General features: G+C 60.0%; 16 protein-coding genes. 3 read left to right on the top strand and 13 right to left on the bottom strand.

The window, feature by feature from the left end; all coding sequences use genetic code 11:
- The 6 genes from HQ912_RS22215 to HQ912_RS22190 form a co-directional block, all read right to left on the bottom strand.
- On the bottom strand, positions 1 to 306 hold the full coding sequence (locus HQ912_RS22215) for a DUF2282 domain-containing protein (RefSeq protein WP_047228390.1): 306 nt from the start codon (positions 304 to 306) through the stop codon (positions 1 to 3).
- A 217-nt stretch (positions 307 to 523) separates the two neighbouring features.
- Positions 524 to 1,225, bottom strand: a complete 702-nt coding sequence (locus HQ912_RS22210) for an ABC transporter ATP-binding protein (RefSeq protein ID WP_047228389.1) — start codon at positions 1,223 to 1,225, stop codon at positions 524 to 526.
- Positions 1,226 to 1,993, bottom strand: a complete 768-nt coding sequence (gene livG / locus HQ912_RS22205) for a high-affinity branched-chain amino acid ABC transporter ATP-binding protein LivG (RefSeq protein WP_047228388.1) — start codon at positions 1,991 to 1,993, stop codon at positions 1,226 to 1,228. It abuts the gene before it with no gap.
- Positions 1,990 to 3,246, bottom strand: coding sequence for a high-affinity branched-chain amino acid ABC transporter permease LivM (locus HQ912_RS22200; protein ID WP_076386070.1), 1,257 nt, complete (start codon positions 3,244 to 3,246; stop codon positions 1,990 to 1,992). The genes livG and HQ912_RS22200 overlap by 4 nt, the downstream gene beginning before the upstream one ends.
- Positions 3,243 to 4,166: a high-affinity branched-chain amino acid ABC transporter permease LivH gene (livH, locus tag HQ912_RS22195; protein WP_047228386.1), complete on the bottom strand. Its 924-nt coding sequence runs from the start codon at positions 4,164 to 4,166 to the stop codon at positions 3,243 to 3,245. Before livH ends, HQ912_RS22200 begins: the two co-directional genes overlap by 4 nt.
- A gap of 229 nt (positions 4,167 to 4,395) precedes the next feature.
- Positions 4,396 to 5,523: a branched-chain amino acid ABC transporter substrate-binding protein gene (locus HQ912_RS22190; protein WP_047228385.1), complete on the bottom strand. Its 1,128-nt coding sequence runs from the start codon at positions 5,521 to 5,523 to the stop codon at positions 4,396 to 4,398.
- A 339-nt stretch (positions 5,524 to 5,862) separates the two neighbouring features.
- On the opposite strand from HQ912_RS22190, the gene HQ912_RS22185 reads away from it, so the two are divergent.
- A complete protein-coding gene (locus tag HQ912_RS22185) occupies positions 5,863 to 6,168 on the top strand; it encodes a DUF2288 domain-containing protein (protein WP_173407312.1) in 306 nt (101 codons plus the stop codon).
- A gap of 297 nt (positions 6,169 to 6,465) precedes the next feature.
- On the opposite strand, the gene HQ912_RS22180 is transcribed toward HQ912_RS22185, so the two are convergent.
- Complete coding sequence (locus HQ912_RS22180) at positions 6,466 to 8,643, bottom strand: hypothetical protein (RefSeq protein WP_047228435.1); 2,178 nt, start codon at positions 8,641 to 8,643, stop codon at positions 6,466 to 6,468.
- 364 nt (positions 8,644 to 9,007) lie between these two features.
- Between HQ912_RS22180 and HQ912_RS22175 the strand changes: the two genes are divergently transcribed.
- Positions 9,008 to 10,357, top strand: coding sequence for a spinster family MFS transporter (locus tag HQ912_RS22175; protein ID WP_047228383.1), 1,350 nt, complete (start codon positions 9,008 to 9,010; stop codon positions 10,355 to 10,357).
- 145 nt (positions 10,358 to 10,502) lie between these two features.
- On the opposite strand, the gene HQ912_RS22170 is transcribed toward HQ912_RS22175, so the two are convergent.
- Positions 10,503 to 12,038, bottom strand: coding sequence for an MDR family MFS transporter (locus tag HQ912_RS22170; protein WP_173407311.1), 1,536 nt, complete (start codon positions 12,036 to 12,038; stop codon positions 10,503 to 10,505).
- Between the two features lie 49 nt (positions 12,039 to 12,087).
- A complete protein-coding gene (gene pobA / locus HQ912_RS22165) occupies positions 12,088 to 13,278 on the bottom strand; it encodes a 4-hydroxybenzoate 3-monooxygenase (protein WP_139050987.1) in 1,191 nt (396 codons plus the stop codon).
- A 163-nt stretch (positions 13,279 to 13,441) separates the two neighbouring features.
- Here pobA and HQ912_RS22160 point away from each other — a divergent pair, with 163 nt between their 5' ends.
- The gene (locus HQ912_RS22160) at positions 13,442 to 14,335 is read left to right on the top strand and encodes a helix-turn-helix domain-containing protein (protein WP_173407310.1); all 894 of its coding nucleotides are present in this window, start codon (positions 13,442 to 13,444) and stop codon (positions 14,333 to 14,335) included.
- Between the two features lie 7 nt (positions 14,336 to 14,342).
- On the opposite strand, the gene HQ912_RS22155 is transcribed toward HQ912_RS22160, so the two are convergent.
- The 4 genes from HQ912_RS22155 to HQ912_RS22140 all read right to left on the bottom strand — a co-directional run bounded on the left by HQ912_RS22155 (position 14,343) and on the right by HQ912_RS22140 (position 17,296).
- Positions 14,343 to 14,519, bottom strand: a complete 177-nt coding sequence (locus tag HQ912_RS22155; protein WP_172833804.1) for a hypothetical protein — start codon at positions 14,517 to 14,519, stop codon at positions 14,343 to 14,345.
- 232 nt (positions 14,520 to 14,751) lie between these two features.
- Positions 14,752 to 15,111 (bottom strand): DUF5064 family protein, encoded by a 360-nt coding sequence (locus HQ912_RS22150; protein WP_047228380.1) that lies wholly within the window; start codon positions 15,109 to 15,111, stop codon positions 14,752 to 14,754.
- 64 nt (positions 15,112 to 15,175) lie between these two features.
- Positions 15,176 to 16,105 carry a carbamate kinase gene (gene arcC / locus HQ912_RS22145; protein ID WP_047228379.1) on the bottom strand — a complete coding sequence of 310 codons (930 nt, stop codon included), beginning with the start codon at positions 16,103 to 16,105 and terminating at the stop codon, positions 15,176 to 15,178.
- Positions 16,106 to 16,285: 180 nt separating this feature from the next.
- Positions 16,286 to 17,296, bottom strand: coding sequence for an ornithine carbamoyltransferase (locus HQ912_RS22140; RefSeq protein ID WP_047228378.1), 1,011 nt, complete (start codon positions 17,294 to 17,296; stop codon positions 16,286 to 16,288).
- Positions 17,297 to 17,358 lie beyond the last annotated feature (62 nt).

Below are 17,358 nucleotides of genomic sequence, written 5' to 3'. Positions count from 1 at the left end.
TCAGGACTTGGCTTTATAGGCTTCAAGCTGGCCGAAGCCGGTGGGCGAGGTTTCGCTTTTGAGGGTGGTGCAGGTGCCCTTGGGGACCGATTTCCAGGCGTTGGCCTGATAGTCCATTTTCGCGGTGCCGGCACAGGTGGTGCCAGCGCCGGCGGCGCAGTCGTTCTTGCCTTTGAGGGCGACACCGAAGCATTTTTCCATGGTGTCGTCGGCGGCATGGACAGTCGAGACGCCTGTCATGCTCAAGGCAGAGCCAAGTGCCAGGGCCAGGGCGGCGGCGGACAGGGTGCGGGTCGAAGCAGTCATGATGATTCTCCAGTTTCAGGAAATGAACCGGCGTTAGCGCCGGTCTGTTGAACTAGAGAGGGGGTGGAGGAATGCGTTACAGCAGGTTCTCGATTTTTTTTGTTTGTTTCGAAATCCATTGTGGCGAGGGGATAAATCCCCTCGCCACAACAGCATTCACTTGAGAACTGGGCAAAAAAAAACGGCCCGAAGGCCGTTTTCTCATGCAGCAACAGACTCAACCGCCCAGATACGCCTCGCGTACTTTCGGGTCGGTCAGCAGCGCCTCACCCGTGCCTTGCATCACCACGCGGCCGTTCTCCAGCACGTACGCCCGGTCAGCGATTTTCAGCGCCTGGTTGGCGTTCTGCTCCACCAGGAATACCGTCACGCCATCCTTGCGCAGTTGTTCGATGATGTCGAAGATCTGCTGGATGATGATCGGCGCCAGGCCCAGGGACGGTTCGTCGAGCAGCAACAACTTGGGCTTGCTCATCAGCGCACGGCCGATGGCGAGCATTTGCTGTTCGCCGCCGGACATGGTGCCGCCGCGCTGGCTAAAGCGTTCTTTCAGGCGGGGGAAAAGGTGCAGCACCTTGTCCATCTGCTCCTGAAAATCACCCTTTTCGGTGAAAAAACCGCCCATGGCGAGGTTTTCTTCCACGGTCAGTCGGGCAAATACCCGACGGCCCTCCGGCACCACGGCGATGCTCTTGCGCATGATCTGCGAAGAGTCCTGGCCCACCAGTTCCTCACCCATGTAGCGGATGCTGCCACTGTGGGCCTGGGGCGAACCGCAGAGCGTCATCAGCAGGGTGGATTTGCCGGCACCGTTGGCACCGATCAGCGTCACGATTTCGCCCTGGCGGACTTCGACGTTGACGCTGTGCAGGGCCTGGATCTTGCCATAGAAGGTGGAAACGTTTTCGAACTGCAGCATTTACGCTTCCCCCAGGTAGGCTTTGATCACTTCAGGATTGTCGCGGATCTGTTCCGGCGAACCGTCGGCCAGCGGCGTGCCCTGGTTGATCACGACGATATGGTCGGAAATGCTCATGACCAGCTTCATGTCGTGCTCGATCAGCAGCACGGTGACATCGTGCTCCTCGCGCAGCACGCCGATCAGCGCTTTGAGGTCTTCGGTTTCCTTCGGGTTCAGGCCGGCGGCCGGTTCGTCGAGCATGAGGATCCGCGGGCGGGTCATCATGCAGCGGGCGATTTCCAGGCGCCGTTGCTGGCCGTAGGCCAGGGTGCCGGCGGTACGGTTGGCGAACTCCTTGAGATTGACCTTCTCCAGCCAGTACTCGGCGAACTCCATGGCCTCGCGTTCGCTCTTGCGGAACGCCGGGGTCTTGAACAGGCCGGCAAAGAAGTTGGTGTTCAGGTGACGATGCTGGGCGATCAACAGGTTCTCGACCGCCGTCATGTCCTTGAACAGCCGCACGTTCTGGAAGGTGCGCACCACACCCTTGCGGGCGATGTGGTGACCAGGCAGGCCCTGGATCGGCTCGCCGTCCAGCAGGATCGTGCCGCCGGTAGGCTGATAGAAGCCGGTCAGGCAGTTGAACACGGTGGTCTTGCCCGCGCCGTTCGGCCCGATCAATGCAACGACCTGTTTCTCTTTCACGGTCAGGGCCACGCCATTGACCGCCAGCAAGCCGCCGAAGCGCATGCTCAAGTTTTCGACTTTCAGGATCTCGCGGCTCATTTGCGCAGCTCCATGTGCGGGCGTTGCATAGGCAGCAGACCTTGAGGACGCCAGATCATCATCAGCACCATCAAGGCGCCGAACATCAACATGCGGTATTCGCTGAATTCACGCATCATTTCAGGCAACAGGATCATCACGATTGCCGCCAGGATCACACCCAGCTGCGAGCCCATCCCGCCCAGCACCACGATGGCGAGGATGATCGCCGACTCGATGAAGGTGAAGGATTCCGGCGTCACCAGACCCTGACGGGCAGCAAAGAAGCTACCGGCGAAACCGGCGAAGGCGGCACCGAGGGTGAAAGCTGAAAGCTTGATCACGGTCGGGTTCAGACCCAGGGCACGGCAGGCGATCTCGTCTTCACGCAGCGCTTCCCACGCACGGCCGATAGGCATGCGAAGCAGGCGGTTGATGACGAACAGCGCAGCCAGGGCCAGCAACAGCGCAACCAGGTAGAGGAAAATCACCTTGTTGATCGAGTTGTAGGGCAGTCCGAAGTACTCGTGGAAGGTCTGCAGGCCTTCGGCGGCTTTGCGTTCGAAGGTCAGGCCGAAGAACGTCGGTTTCTCGATATTGCTGATGCCGTTCGGGCCACCGGTGATGTCGGTCAGGTTGCGCAGGAACAGACGGATGATCTCGCCGAAACCCAGGGTCACGATTGCCAGGTAGTCACCGCGCAAGCGCAGCACCGGGAAACCCAGCAGGAAACCGAAGGTGGCGGCCATCATCCCGGCAATTGGCAGGCAGATCCAGAAGCTCAAGCCGAAGTAGTGGGACAGCAGCGCGTAGCTGTAGGCGCCGACGGCATAGAAGCCGACGTAACCCAGGTCCAGCAGACCGGCCAGCCCTACCACGATGTTCAGGCCCAGGCCCAGCATCACGTAGATCAGGATCAGGGTGGCGATGTCCACCGCACCGCGAGAGCCGAAAAACGGCCAGACCAACGCGATGACGATCAGGGCCAGGATGATCCAGCGCTGGGTAGTCGGCAGGGTCAGGAAGTTGCTGGCCTTGGCCGGGACTATCGGCAGGCCGGGCGAGGCCTTCCAGGCGGCGCTGATCTGCGTGCTGAACAGCACCCGCAGGAACATCAGCACCGAACACACGGCGATGGTCGCCAGGATGGCGGGGCTGGTGCCGTGCACTTCAAGATCGATGCCCACGATGGTCAGTTTCAGGCCGAGTACCGGGTACGCGACCGCCCAGACCAACAGCGCGCTGAAGAGCGCCGATTTAAGATGTTTAGTCATACCTTCTCAACCTCCGGACGGCCCAGGATGCCGGTCGGCCGGAACAGCAGCACCAGAACCAACAAGCCGAACGCTACGACGTCCTTGTATTGATCGCCGAAGATGTCGGCACCAAAGGCTTCCGCCACGCCCAGCACCAGCCCGCCGAGCATGGCTCCGGGGATGCTGCCGATGCCGCCCAGTACCGCGGCGGTGAAGGCCTTCAGGCCCACGAGGAAACCGGCGTTGGGGTTGATCACACCGTATTGCATGCTCAACAGCACGGCGGCGATGGCCGCCAGGGCAGCGCCGATGACGAAGGTCAGGGCAATGATGTTGTTGGTGTTGATGCCCAGCAGGTTGGCCATCTTGATGTCCTCGGCGCAGGCGCGGCAGGCGCGGCCCAGGCGGGAACGGGAGATGAACAGCGTCAGGCCGAGCATGGCGACCAGGGTCACCACGAACACCACGATTTGCATGTAGGAAATCAGCACTTCCTGTGCCCCCCCTGGCCCGAAGGTAAAGTTACCCGGAATCAGGTTGGGAATGGATTTGTCCTTGGAGTCTTGCGACAGCAGAACGGTGTTCTGCAGGAAGATCGACATGCCGATGGCCGAAATCAGCGGGATCAGACGGTTGCTGCCGCGCAAGGGGCGGTAGGCGATCCGTTCGATGCTGTAGCCATAGGAACTGGTCACCACGATGCTCGCGATGAACGCCGCGGTCATTAACAGCGGGACACTGTCGAGTCCCATCATGGCCAGCCCGGCGATGGCGATGAACGCCACGTAGGAGCCGATCATGTACACCTCGCCGTGGGCGAAGTTGATCATTCCAATGATGCCGTAAACCATCGTATAGCCGATGGCGATCAGGGCATACGTGCTGCCAACGGTCAGGCCGTTAACCAGCTGTTGGAAGAAGTGATAGATGTCAGGCATTACAGCGCTCCTAAAAACCTGATACGCATTTCACTGGTGGAGTCATTTTCCCGCCCGGCCCCGTGGATCTGCATCCACTTCGAGCACGAGGTTTGCCAGCGAACCGCTGATGACGGTTTTGAGATTTTCAGGTGGGGAGACTGGCGGATCACGCCAGCGCGGCCCAATACATTTAAAACAAAGCCCACGGCACGCCGTGGGCTTTATTGGCAGTCAGTCAGGCCAGGCCTTACTGAGGCGAAGCTTCGGTTTTAGGTTTGCCGAAATGCCACTGGTAAACCACAAACTTGAAGTCCTTCAGGTCGCCCTTGTCGTCGAAGCTCAGGTCACCGGTCGGAGTCTTGAAAGTACCGGCGTGGATGGCTTCAGCCACTTTTTCCGGGTCTTCGCTCTTGGTTTCGGTGATGGCCTGGGCAATCACTTGAACGGCCGAGTAGGACGGGAACACGAACGGACCGCTCGGGTCTTCCTTCTTGGCTTTGAACGCGTCAGCCAGGGCGATGTTGGCCGGATCCTGGTCGAAGGATTTCGGCAGGGTCACCAGCAAACCTTCGGAAGCTTCCTTGGCGATCTGCGAGATCGAGTCGTTACCCACGCCTTCCGGACCCATGAACTTGGCGTTCAGGCCTTTTTCCTGGGATTGACGCAGGATCAGGCCCAGCTCCGGGTGGTAGCCGCCGTAGTAGACGAAGTCGACGTTGGCTTGCTTGAGCTTGGCGATCATCGAGGAGAAGTCTTTGTCGCCGGCGTTCACGCCTTCGAACACGGCGACTTTCACGCCTTTCTTCTCAAGGGTCGTTTTCACGGCACTGGCGATACCTTCGCCGTATTGCTGCTTGTCGTGCAGGACGGCAACGACTTTCGGCTTGACGTGGTCGGCAATGTAGTTGCCCGCGGCAGGGCCCTGGGCGCTGTCCAGGCCGATGGTGCGGAAGATCATCTTGTAGCCGCGAGCGGTGATGTCCGGGCTGGTGGCGGCTGGCGTGATCATGATCACGCCTTCGTCTTCATAGATGTCCGAAGCCGGTTGGGTGGAGCTGGAGCACAGGTGGCCGACCACGAACTTGACGCCGTCGTTGACGACTTTGTTCGCCACCGCGACCGCTTGTTTTGGATCACAGGCGTCATCGTATTCAACGGCAACCAGTTGCTTGCCGTTGACGCCGCCCTTGGCGTTGATCTGCTCGATGGCCATTTTGGAGCCACTGAATTGCATGTCGCCGTACTGGGCTACGGGGCCGGTCTTTGGGCCGGCGATGCCGATCTTGATGGTGTCGGCGGCGAACGAATGGCTGGCAACCCCGGCCAGAACCATAGCGGCAAACAGTTTGGAAATCTGCTTAGTAGCCTTAGTCATAGTGCTCCACTCATGCTGTTGTAGTTTTTATAGTCCTGGCGCCGAAGCAGCAGAACCGGGTCAGATATCTTGGATATCCTCGCGGAAAATGCCCCCGGCAACTGTACCGGTACAGTGTAGAGCGCCGATTGTTGGCAAGGGAAGCTGGCGCTTGGGGGCAAAACCTGAGGGTGTCGCTTAATTGAAAGAAAAAGACAGAATGGCGGCGGGGTTCGTCCGGACAAATCGGCAATCCCTGGCTTTCCTGCGCTTTCCAATCGGTACTCCAATTGCTACCGGGTTTTTCTGCCAGACCACCGACGTTATCATTCGCGCCGATTTCTTTTCCGGACAGCTCCCATGAATCAAGAACCTAGCACCCTCTATGCCAAACTGCTTGGTGAAACCGCATCCATCACCTGGAAGGAGCTGGAGCCGTTCTTTGCCAAGGGTGCCCTATTGTGGGTCGACCCGGCCCTGGATCTGATCGCCGCGGCCGAGGCCGTTGCCCAGGACGAAGGTACCAAAGTCGCCGCCTGGCTGGCTGCCGACCAGGTGGCCAAGCTGTCTGAAACGCGGGCGCTGGACTTTTTCGAACGCGATCCGCAGCTATGGGCGGTGGTGGTTTCACCGTGGATTATGGTCCAGGAAAGGGCATCGGTTTGATGTCTGCACCAAGTTGGTTCGTATTTTCTGCGGAGTAAAAGTGTGTAGGTGAGTAGCGTGATGGCATCCTGCCGTGGTGAAACGCCACAGCGGAGGGTGACGTATACGTAACGGGAACAGTTTATTGGGCAGCCGTTGGGCTGCTTAATTGTTTCTGAATGTTGATTTTGTGTTTTGGTCAAGGCCGCCAATCGCGAGCAGGCTCGCTCCCACAGTGAGCCGCGGTTCTCAGAAAGAACGCGATTAATGTGGGAGCGAGCCTGCTCGCGATTGGCGCGACGCGGTCCTGCGCCTGCCTCAATAAGTCTTGCCCGTATGGTTATTCAGGGAAATAACCTTGGTCTTGCCGATGCGGTGACGGTAGATCTCACGCAAATACTTGATCGCCTTTTTCACGCAGTCGCGGGACAGGCGGATGTCGTTGATCGAGACAAACTTGTCTTTGTCGCTGATCAGCTCGCGGTATTTCTTCTCGTACATCGGCTTGATCGCGTACCAGTTGGTGTCGAGGATCTTCGCCGGGTTTTCGAACTCGTTGAGCAGATCGTCGATGCGCTCTTCGTCGAAGTCTTCGTTGATGATGAAGTCCAGGATCGAGTTGTCCAGGGTGTCATCGAAGCGATACGGGGTGCGGGCAAAACAGCGCTTGATGAACGCCACGATCAGGGTCAGGAAGTCATCCGACAGGCAGGGGCTCTTGGCGATCAGGGTGGTCAGCGACAGGTTGGCCGAGGCACCGATCACCAGCGCGTAACGCTTGAGGGTGGTGTTGGGGAACAGGCTGTTGAGGTGGGTCTTGAGCCGGTTCAGGTCCATGTAGGACAGCTTGTAGTCCTTGGGCAACGAGACGATCGACACCACCGACGAGCAGTTCTTGAAGAAGTGCAGGTCATGCAGGGCCGCGGCGTCGTAGCCGGAATTCTTGTACTGCTCCAGCGAGGCGCGGTAGCGCTTGGATTCGATCGGCAACAGGCTGATGCCTTCGATGGCCTGGGTGACTTTGTTGAAGTGCGGCAGGTCGATGGAGCGGAAGAACAGGTCGTCGATGTTCAGGCGCGGCGGCTCCTTCTCGAACACCTTGAACTTGTCGCCGCTGGGCGCTGGGGTTTCCGGAACGACGGACTCGGCGTAGGCAATCGCCACCGGGCCGGCCAGGCTCATGAACAGGTCGTTGGCGTCCAGGCGAATGGTTTCGCCAATGTCGATGCCCGCACGACGGAAGTAGTTCTGGTCGTAGTCGGTGGTCACCGCCTGGGCGGTCAGGATGTTGAAGATCTGCTGGGAGATGTACTGGTTGGCGTGCTTCTCCATGGCATTGACATCGATGTTCTGGATGTTGCCGTCATCGCTCTCTTCGGCGTAGCGCATGATGTCGTTGGAGATCAGCATCATCGCGTTCCAGGGGCGGATGCGGCCCATCACGCTGGCTTCGCTGCTGTCTTCGTTGGCGAAGTTGTACGAGAAATCCCATTCTTCCGACAGGTACTTGCACAGCAGGCGTCCGGCGTTGATGTGCAGCGCCTCGGACATTTCGCTGCGGTGATCGGAAATATTCGGCAGTACGCAAATGCCGCTGGTGAAGATCGGCTCGAAGACGAAGGAATGACCGCTCTTGCTGTCGTGTTCGTCCATCGGCTTGGTGTCGAACGTCTTGTTCATGTACGAGTACTGCTGAGCCAGGCCGAACTCCGAGGCCATGCCCGAACCGGTACCGCCACCGGCACTGAAGATCGAGAAGTACAGGCGCGACTGGTTGGCCTTGATGCCGCAGCTGTCGATCAGGTACGAGTGGATCATCTTCCAGTCGGGGCTGGAGAAACGCTGGGTGTCCTTGTTCAGGATGATCTTGGCCAGGTACTGGCCCAGGATCGGCGCGTTACCGGCGCCCCCGGCATGGACTTCCGACAGGTCCATGATTTTCATTTTGCTGTAGTCGCGCAAAAAGCCGCTTTTTTCGCCTTTGCGCGAAAAACGGATGCGTCCGGCGATGTCCTTGTCCAGGTCGCCGAGCATCACCAACGGCTCGACCAAAAACACCGGCTTGCTCACCTTGCTGGTGCCCAGGCGCAAATTGTTGCGGATCCACTGCGCCGGGCTGTAACCCTTGTCGCTGTAGCCCTTGTCTTCGGCATTGAATTCGTTGAGGTAGAACTTGCGGGCGTTGTACACCAGCTCGGCTACGTCCAGGGCGATGTTGGAGCCACAGCGACCCAGGCCGATCAGGCATACGGACGGGAACTCCTGCTGATCGCGTTCGCTTTCGTCGTCCACCAGGTGCGGCGGGCGCGGGAACACGCTGTCACGTAGGCCGTCGAGGTTGTCGAGGATGCGGTCGGTGTTGGTTTCGGTGAAATACAGATACTGCTGAGTCGACAGGGAACGTGAGCGCCTCGGCGGCTTCGGGGTTTCAGGACCGTTGGCGGCCGGGCTCAACGTAAGATCGGATACTGCAGTGGCTGTTTTTTTAGAGGTCATTGTGCGCCATATGCCTGAACTGGTCGGTTCGATGACCACTGTCATCAAACCATCGCGGATGGGAGCTCGCGTCCTTGACGGCGCGAAGGTCGGCCCAAGCGTTCAGGGGGGGCAGCCTGAGCAGCGCTCGGGAAAATCTTTCCTGATAGGTTGAATCGGCCATCGGAAGGCGATCTTTAGTCGAAATAAGGCAAAATGATGTCAATTGCTTCAGGGAATTGACCATAGTCACTAAACACGCCGCCCGCCATGGCCGGGTATCAGTCATGCGAATGATTGGAGACAGCCTGCGCGCCGCTGTCTAGATTGCAGACTCCGGGTTCGGATGCCTCGCCGTGCCCCATAACAATAAAGAGACGGACCCATGCAGAACTCGACCCAAGCGGCGAATGCCTGGCGCATTCTGTTCCTGCTGTTCCTGGCCAACCTGTTCAACTTCTTTGACCGCACCATCCCGGCGATCATCATCGAGCCGATCCGTATGGAGTGGAGCCTCAGCGACTTCCAGATCGGCATCATCGGCACCGCCTTCACCATCGTTTACGCCATCGCCGGGCTGCCGCTGGGGCGCATGGCCGATACCGGTTCGCGCAGCAAATTGATGGGTTGGGGCCTGGCGACCTGGAGCGGGCTGACGGCGGTCAATGGCTTGGTGGGCAGTTTCTGGGCGTTTCTGGTGGTACGCATGGGCGTAGGGATCGGCGAAGCCAGTTACGCGCCAGCGGCCAACTCGCTGATCGGCGACCTGTTTCCGGCCCACCGTCGGGCGCGGGCCATGGGCATCTTCATGCTCGGCCTGCCGATCGGTCTGCTGCTGGCGTTCTTCACCATCGGGGCGATGGTCAAGGCCTTCGACAGCTGGCGCGCGCCGTTCTTTATCGCGGCGGTGCCGGGGCTGGTGCTGGCGGTGTTTATGTTTTTCATCAAGGAGCCCAAGCGCGGCGCGGCGGAAGCGGTGCAGATCTCCCAGGAAAAAATCGACAAGCCGATCCGTCGGGTGCTGGCGATTCCTACTTTTCTGTGGCTGGTGTTGGCGGGGCTGTGTTTCAACTTCGCCACCTATGCCTGCAACTCGTTCCTGGTACCCATGTTACAGCGCTATTTCCTGATGCCGCTGCACGACGCGGCGGTTGCCACCGGGATCATGGTGGGCGTGACCGGGCTGTTCGGGTTGACTCTGGGCGGCTGGATTGCCGACAAGATTCATCAACGGGTGCCCAACGGACGCCTGCTATTCGCCGCGTTCAGCCTGGTGATCTCCACGGCCACCACCGCTTGGGCGTTGTATGCCGGACGGATTGAAATTGGTGTGTTCGTTGCGGTGTTCAGTGTCGGCTGGCTGTTTGCCTATACCTTTTATACGTGCGTATACACGGCGATCCAGGACGTAGTCGAACCGCGTCTGCGGGCCACGGCGATGGCGTTGTTCTTTGCCGGGTTGTATCTGTTGGGCGGAGGCATGGGGCCGGTGGTGGTGGGTGGCTTGTCTGACTACTTTGCCCATGCGGCCATGGCCGCGACCGGCGCCTCGCAGATGACCGAGGCGTTCAAGGCCATTGGCTTGCATGACGCGATGTTCCTGATTCCGGTGGCGCTGTTCCTGACCATGGTGTTCCTGTTCCTGGCGTCGCGCTGTTTCGTGCGCGATGCCAAGCGGATGAAGGATGGGATGAGCGCGGTGGCGCCGCTGGAGGGAGTAGTGGCGCCGGCTTGATAGCATCTGCGGGAGCAAGGCTTGTGTGGGAGCAAGGCTTGCCCGCGATGAAGGCGATGCGGTCGTTCAGAAAACCGAGGCGCCTGTTTCGCGAGCAAGCTTTGCTCCCACAGATCTCCCACCACAGGTTATTTGTGCATTCTGACTAGCGCGCCTTGTCATCCCGCCCACGCAACACGCGATTGGGCATCGCCACTGCCGCCGCCAGCCCCAACAACGACACCGCGGCGCTGATCAGCAACAAATGCCGGAACGTCGTCTGCAATTGCTGACGCAAGGCGTGTTGTGCTTCGCCGGGGGCAGCGTTCAAGCCATCCAGCAAAACATTGCCGGAATGCCCTTCACCCAACGGCGACGAACCGGCGAGTTGGGCAACGCTTGAGTCCTGCAGCAAAGCCAGCAGCAACGCCGACATCAGCGCCACGCCCACGGCGCCGCCGAGGGAGCGGAACAGGTTGGTGGTGCTGGTGGCGACTCCGATGTCCTGCTGTTGCACCGAGTTTTGCGACCCCACCAGCGAAGTCGGGAACTGCATGCCGGAAGCGATGCCGCTGAGCAGCATGAACAGGCTGCTGAGCCAGAACGCGTCGGGCGGGGTGAAGGCCATGCCGAGGATGGCAAACGGGAAGAGCAGGGCGCCGCTGAGGATCATCGGTTGGTAGTGGCCAGTGATCGAGGTACGGCGTCCGGCGAAATAAGCACCTATGGGCAACCCCATCGCCAGCGGCAACAAGTGCAACGCTGCGCTGTCGGCGCCAGCCCCGGTCACGCTCTGATAGCGCAACGGCACCAGCACGGTCAGGGAAATCGCCTGGAAACTGGTGAAAAACACCGTGCACCAGCACAACACGGCGTTGCGGTTGACGAACAGGTGCATCGGTAACAACGGTTCCCGGGCCCGGCGCTCCTGCCAGATGAATAATCCCAGCGCTAACACGGCGCAACCCAGCAGCCCCAGTACCTCTCTGCTGTGCCAGGCGTGGCCCTGGCCAACCTCGGTGATGCCCAGCAGCAGCGCGGTCAGGCCGATGATCAACAATACGGTGCCCAGGTAATCGATGATCGGCTTACGGTGCGGCACCGGCAACCCGACGAGGGTGCGCCGGGCAATCAGCCAGGCTCCCAGGCCCAAGGGCAGGTTGATCAGGAACACCCAGCGCCACGACAGGTACTCGGTCATGTAGCCGCCCAATACCGGCCCCGCCACACTGGCCAGCGCATACATGCTGCTGAAATAGCCCTGATAACGGCCACGTTCGCGGGGCGGCACGATGTCGCCGATGATCGCCTGGCTCACCGAGATCATCCCGCCGGCGCCGATGCCCTGGAAAATGCGCGCCAGCACCAGTTGTTCCATGTTTTGCGCCAGCCCACAGAACAGTGAGGCCAGGGTGAACAGCCCCATGCCGAACAGCATCAACGGCCGCCGACCGTAGAGGTCACCGAGCTTGCCGTAGATCGGCACCGCCACGGTCATGGCGACCATGTAGCCGGAAATCACCCAGGCCAGCAGGCCGACATCACCCAATTGGGCGGAAATGGCCGGCATCGAGACGGCAACGATGGTTTGATCCAGTGCGCAGAGAAAAATCGCCAGCATCAGGGCCACCAGCACACTACGGATGGCAGGCTGTGGGGCTTGGGAGGTATGGAGTTGAGTCAAGGCAGAACCTGCGGGCATCACGCCTGGGGGGCGAATAGGACTGCCCGCAGTTTAAGTCGTTAGCCGGCTATTCGATAGCCTCGTAAGGAAGTCCGACGTAGTTTTCCGCGATGGTTTTTCGACCCGCCTCGGAGTCGACGAAATATTCCAGCTCCGCTTCGCTGATGCGCTGGTTGAAGGCGTCGTCGTCGAAGCGGTGCAGCATGGACGTCATCCACCAGGAGAAACGCTCGGCTTTCCACACCCGCCGCAGGCAAATGGCGGAATATTTTTCCAGCAAGTCCGTACGGCCGTCGCGATAGACCTTGAGCAGAATGTTGAACAGCGTGCTGACGTCGCTGGCCGCCAGGTTCAGCCCCTTGGCGCCGGTGGGCGGAACGATGTGGGCCGCGTCCCCCACCAGGAACATCCGTCCATACTGCATTGGCTCGACCACGAAGCTGCGCAGCGGCGCGATGCTTTTCTCGATGGAGGGACCTGTCACCAGTGCTTGGGCCAGGTCGGCTGGCAGGCGGTTTTTCAGTTCAGACCAGAAGCGCTCGTCCGGCCAATCGGCCACTTGCTCCTCGGCGGGCACTTGCAGGTAATAACGGGTGCGAGTCTTGGAACGCATGCTGCACAGGGCAAAACCACGTTCGTGACGGGCGTAGACCAACTCCTCGTGAACCGGTGGGGTGTCGGCCAGGATGCCGAGCCAGCCAAACGGGTAGACCCGCTCGAAGACCTTGAGTTTTTCCGCGGGGATCGACTGGCGCGCCACACCATGGAAACCGTCACAACCGGCAATGTAGTCGCAGTCCAGGCGCCAGGTTTGCCCTTGGTGCTCGAAGGTCACGAAGGGGTTGTCGGTCTGCATGTCGTGGGGCTGGGCATCGCCGACCTGATAAAGCGTGCGGGCGCCGGCGGCTTCTCGGGCGGCCATCAGGTCGCGGGTGACTTCGGTCTGGCCGTAGATCATGACGTTTTTACCGCCAGTCAGCCCCTTCAGATCGATGTGCACCCGACGACCGTTGAGCGCCAGCTCAAAGCCGTCATGGGGCAGTCCCTCGGCGTCCATGCGCTGACCGACGCCGGCCTGGCGCAGCAATTGGGCCATGCCTTGCTCCAGCACACCGGCGCGGATGCGGCTCAGCACATAGTCCGGGGTCTGGCGTTCGAGGATCACCGTGTCAATTCCAGCGTTGTGCAACAACTGGCCGAGCAGCAGCCCAGAAGGGCCGGCACCGATAATGGCAACTTGGGTCTTGAGGGTTTTCATTGTTGTTATGACTCGCTCGAAGCACCTGACCAGGGTCGGTGTTGATTGGGGTGCTTGCATTTTTCGCTTGCGGACCTGTCAATTGAAGGGGAAAACTGAGCCGATACCTGTACTTTCTACCAATCGGTGCGATTATCGCCCGCAACCCAGGCCGATCCTCGTGATGAAAAAAACAGACCTGCCTTCAATCCCGGTATTCAAGCTCTACGGCGAGAGCCAGGATTGGCCGACCCCGGACCTGCTGCACTGTGAAACCATTTCCAAGCGCAGCCGAGAGCACCAATGGGAGATCAAACCCCATCGGCACGCCGATCTCTGTCAGTTGTTGTTTGTCTTCAAGGGCCAGGCGGAGCTGGAAATCGAAGGCCAGCGCACACAGCTCGACGAGCCGGCGGTGCAGATCCTGCCGCCGTTGTCGGTGCATGGCTTCCGTTTTTCCGAGGATGTGCAGGGTTACGTGGTGACCCTGGCCGCACCGCTGGTGACGTACCTGCAAGCGCAGCTGGGTCATTCGGTCAACGTGCTGGCCCAGGCCGAAAGCTACCCGGCCCTGGAAGATGCCGAGTACCTCAATAGCCTGTTCAGCGCCCTGCAGGCTGAATACGGTGGGCATCAGCCGGCCCGGGAAATGCTGATGCATGCCTTGGTCAGCGTGATCATGGTCTGGGTCAGTCGTCAGGTGATGCAGCGGCGTACGCAGGCCCAGCGCCCACAACGCGCGCGGGAGTACCTCAACGGGTTCATTCAGTTGGTGGAAGAAACCTATCGCCAGCATGTCAAGGTCGAAGACCTGGCCCATCGTCTGGGCATCTCCGTGTCGCACCTCAACGGCACCTGTCGGGAACTGGCGGGGCAGCCGGCCCTGCAGATCATGCATGAGCGCCAACTGCTGGAGGCCAAACGACTGCTGACCTACACCGGCATGACCATCTACGAGATCTCTGAAATGCTCGGCTTTTCCGACCCGACCAATTTCACCCGGTTGTTTCGCCGGCGGGTTGGCATCTCTCCCAAGGCATTCCGGGACCGGCTCAAGACCGATCAACCGGACGACTGAACACGCCTCAGCGCAAGGCGTTCAGGGTCGCGGTGTGAGGAATGCAGCGTTCGAAGTTGCAACTGGCGTATTCACGCGGCAACTGCCTGGTCTGTTCGACCCGATAGGCCGCCGTGCCATACAGCGCAAGCGTGGCGGTGCAGGTGATAAAAATGGCGAGGCGTCTTCTTGTTTTAATGTTCATGGCGATGACCTCTGAACGAATACCCGTGGGTACTACTTTCAGCATAGGTCAGCCGTAGCGGGTTGCCAGCCAGTCAGTGGTTTGATGTAACCGATATTCAGGACGCTGATAACCCTTTGTGGGAGCGGGCTTGCTCGCGAATGCGGTGGGTCAGCCCCCATTGATGTTGACTGTTGCACCGCTATCGCGAGCAGGCTCGCTCCCACCGGGAATTGGGGGGCTTTGAACCAGGTTACTCCAGGTGTTCAGGCTTCATCGGGTCGCCCGGCTTGACGTCCAGTTGCTTGCGTACGTCTTCGAACATCTCGTCGTAGTACTTGTGCATCGAGCCGATGCTGGCGGTCTTGGGCAGGCCGTATTTCTGGGCGATGCGCGTGGCATGGCGGGCGAAGTCGAAGGCTTGGTCCTTGGCCAGGAAAAATTCTTCGTCCACAGGCTTGTCTTCAACGGTGCCATGCACCCGGAACGACATGCCCGTGCCCTCTTTTTTGTTCTGGTCGACCTTATAGTCGATGCACAGGTTATAGCTGAAATCATCCTTGTTCAGTGCATGGCGTTCCATGTGCAGGTGACCGGGTTCGAACATGGCCATAAACGACTCTCCTTCGAAGGCGTGGGTGTAGGGCAGACCGTGAATCTGCCCCGCAAGTTTCCTGTTATCGATAAGCGATGCCAAGTTGGGCCGTGCTGATGCGGGTGCCGGCGGTGCCTTGGACGATCGCTTCGATGTCCGAGAGTGAGCCGATCACCGCGACCTTGCCAGTGTTGCGGGCAAATTCGCAGGCGGCCTGGACTTTCGGCCCCATGGAACCGGCGGCGAACCCCAGCTTGTCCATTTCATCGGGGTGGGCCTGGGCAATGGCTTTCTGGGTCGGCTTGCCGAAATCGACGAACGCGGCGTTGACATCGGTGGCAATCACCAACAGATCGCTTTCCAGTTGTTCAGCCAGCAGCGCCGAGCACAAGTCTTTGTCGATCACCGCTTCCACGCCCCGTAGCTTGCCGTCGGCGTCGTACATCGTCGGGATACCACCCCCGCCAGCGCAGATCACGATGCTGCCTTTTTCCAGCAGCCACTTGATCGGGCGGATTTCGAAGATGCGCTTGGGGCGAGGGCTGGCGACCACGCGGCGGAACTTGTCACCATCCGGGGCGATGGACCAGCCTTTTTCAGCCGCGAGTTTTTCCGCCTCAGCCTTTGTGTAGACCGGGCCAATGGGCTTGGTGGGGTTCTGGAAGCCTGGGTCGTTGGCGTCCACTTCGACCTGGGTCAACAACGTGGCGAACGGCACTTCGAAGTCCAGCAGGTTGCCCAGTTCCTGTTCGATGATGTAACCGATCATGCCCTCGGTCTCGGCGCCGAGCACGTCCAGCGGATACGGCGAGACCGAGGTGTAGGCCGCGGCCTGCAGCGACAACAGGCCGACCTGGGGGCCATTGCCGTGGGCGATGACCAGCTCGTTGCCGGGGTGGATTTTGGCGATCTGTTCGGTCGCCGTGCGGATGTTGCTGCGTTGGTTGTCGGCGGTCATGGGTTCACCCCGACGCAGAAGGGCGTTGCCGCCCAGGGCTACGACGATGCGCATAATGCTGTCCTCTGACAGAGAAATAATGGACGACTCGGCCCCCTTGTGGGAGCTGGCCTGTGGGAGCATGGCTTGCCCGCGATGGCATCGCCTGGTCCATCAGCTACACCCAGGTGTCTGTATCGCGGGCAAGCCTTGCTCCCACAGTTCTGCTCCAGAACGCGCGAGTTGCCTGAGGTTCTAGATATCCGCCAGCGCCGACACCAGGATCGCCTTGATGGTATGCATGCGGTTTTCCGCTTGCTCGAAGGCGATGTTGGCCGGGGATTCGAACACCTCCTCGGTCACTTCCACGCCGTTGGCCAGGTTCGGATAGCGCGCGGCGATGTCCTTGCCGACCTTGGTTTCGCTGTTATGGAACGCCGGCAGGCAGTGCATGAATTTCACCCGCGGGTTGCCCGAGGCCTTCATCATTTGCGCGTTGACCTGGTAGGGCAGCAGTTGCTCGATGCGCTCGTCCCAGGCTTCCACCGGCTCGCCCATGGAGACCCAGATGTCAGTGTGGATGAAGTCCACACCCTTGACGGCTTCCTTCGGGTCCTCGGTGATGGTGATGCGTGCGCCGCTTTCGGCGGCGAAGGCCTGGCACTGGTCGATGAAATCCTGGTGCGGCCACAGGGCCTTTGGCGCACCGATGCGTACGTCCATGCCCAGTTTGGCGCCGATCATCAGCAGCGAATTGCCCATGTTATAGCGGGCATCGCCCAAGTAGGCGTAGCTGATGTCGTGCAGCGGCTTGTCGCTGTGCTCGCGCATGGTCAGGGTGTCGGCGATCATTTGAGTGGGGTGGAATTCAGCGGTCAGGCCGTTGAACACCGGCACGCCGGCGAATTTGGCCAGCTCCTCGACGATCTCCTGCTCGAAGCCGCGATACTCGATGGCGTCGAACATCCGTCCCAGCACCCGGGCGGTGTCTTTCATGCTTTCCTTGTGGCCGATCTGCGACGACACCGGGTCGATGTAGGTGACGTGGGCACCCTGGTCATGGGCCGCGACTTCGAAGGCGCAGCGGGTGCGGGTCGAGGTTTTCTCGAAGATCAGCGCGATGTTCTTGCCCTTGAGGTGTGGCTGCTCGGTGCCGGTGTACTTGGCACGCTTGAGGTCGCGGGACAGGTCCAGCAGATAGTGCAGTTCGCGGTTGGTGTGGTGCATCAAGCTCAGCAGGCTGCGGTTGCGCATGTTGAAAGCCATGATTTGGATCTCCTTGGGTTTCGGTTATCCCCTGGGCCGGTATTGGGTAAATACCGGCCCAG

The sequence above is a fragment of the Pseudomonas sp. MPDS genome (assembly GCF_013283895.1).
GTDB classification, from domain to species: domain Bacteria; phylum Pseudomonadota; class Gammaproteobacteria; order Pseudomonadales; family Pseudomonadaceae; genus Aquipseudomonas; species Aquipseudomonas rhizophila.
The sequence above is the reverse complement of the archived record's forward strand: the minus strand, read 5'-3'. Positions and strand labels throughout refer to the sequence as shown.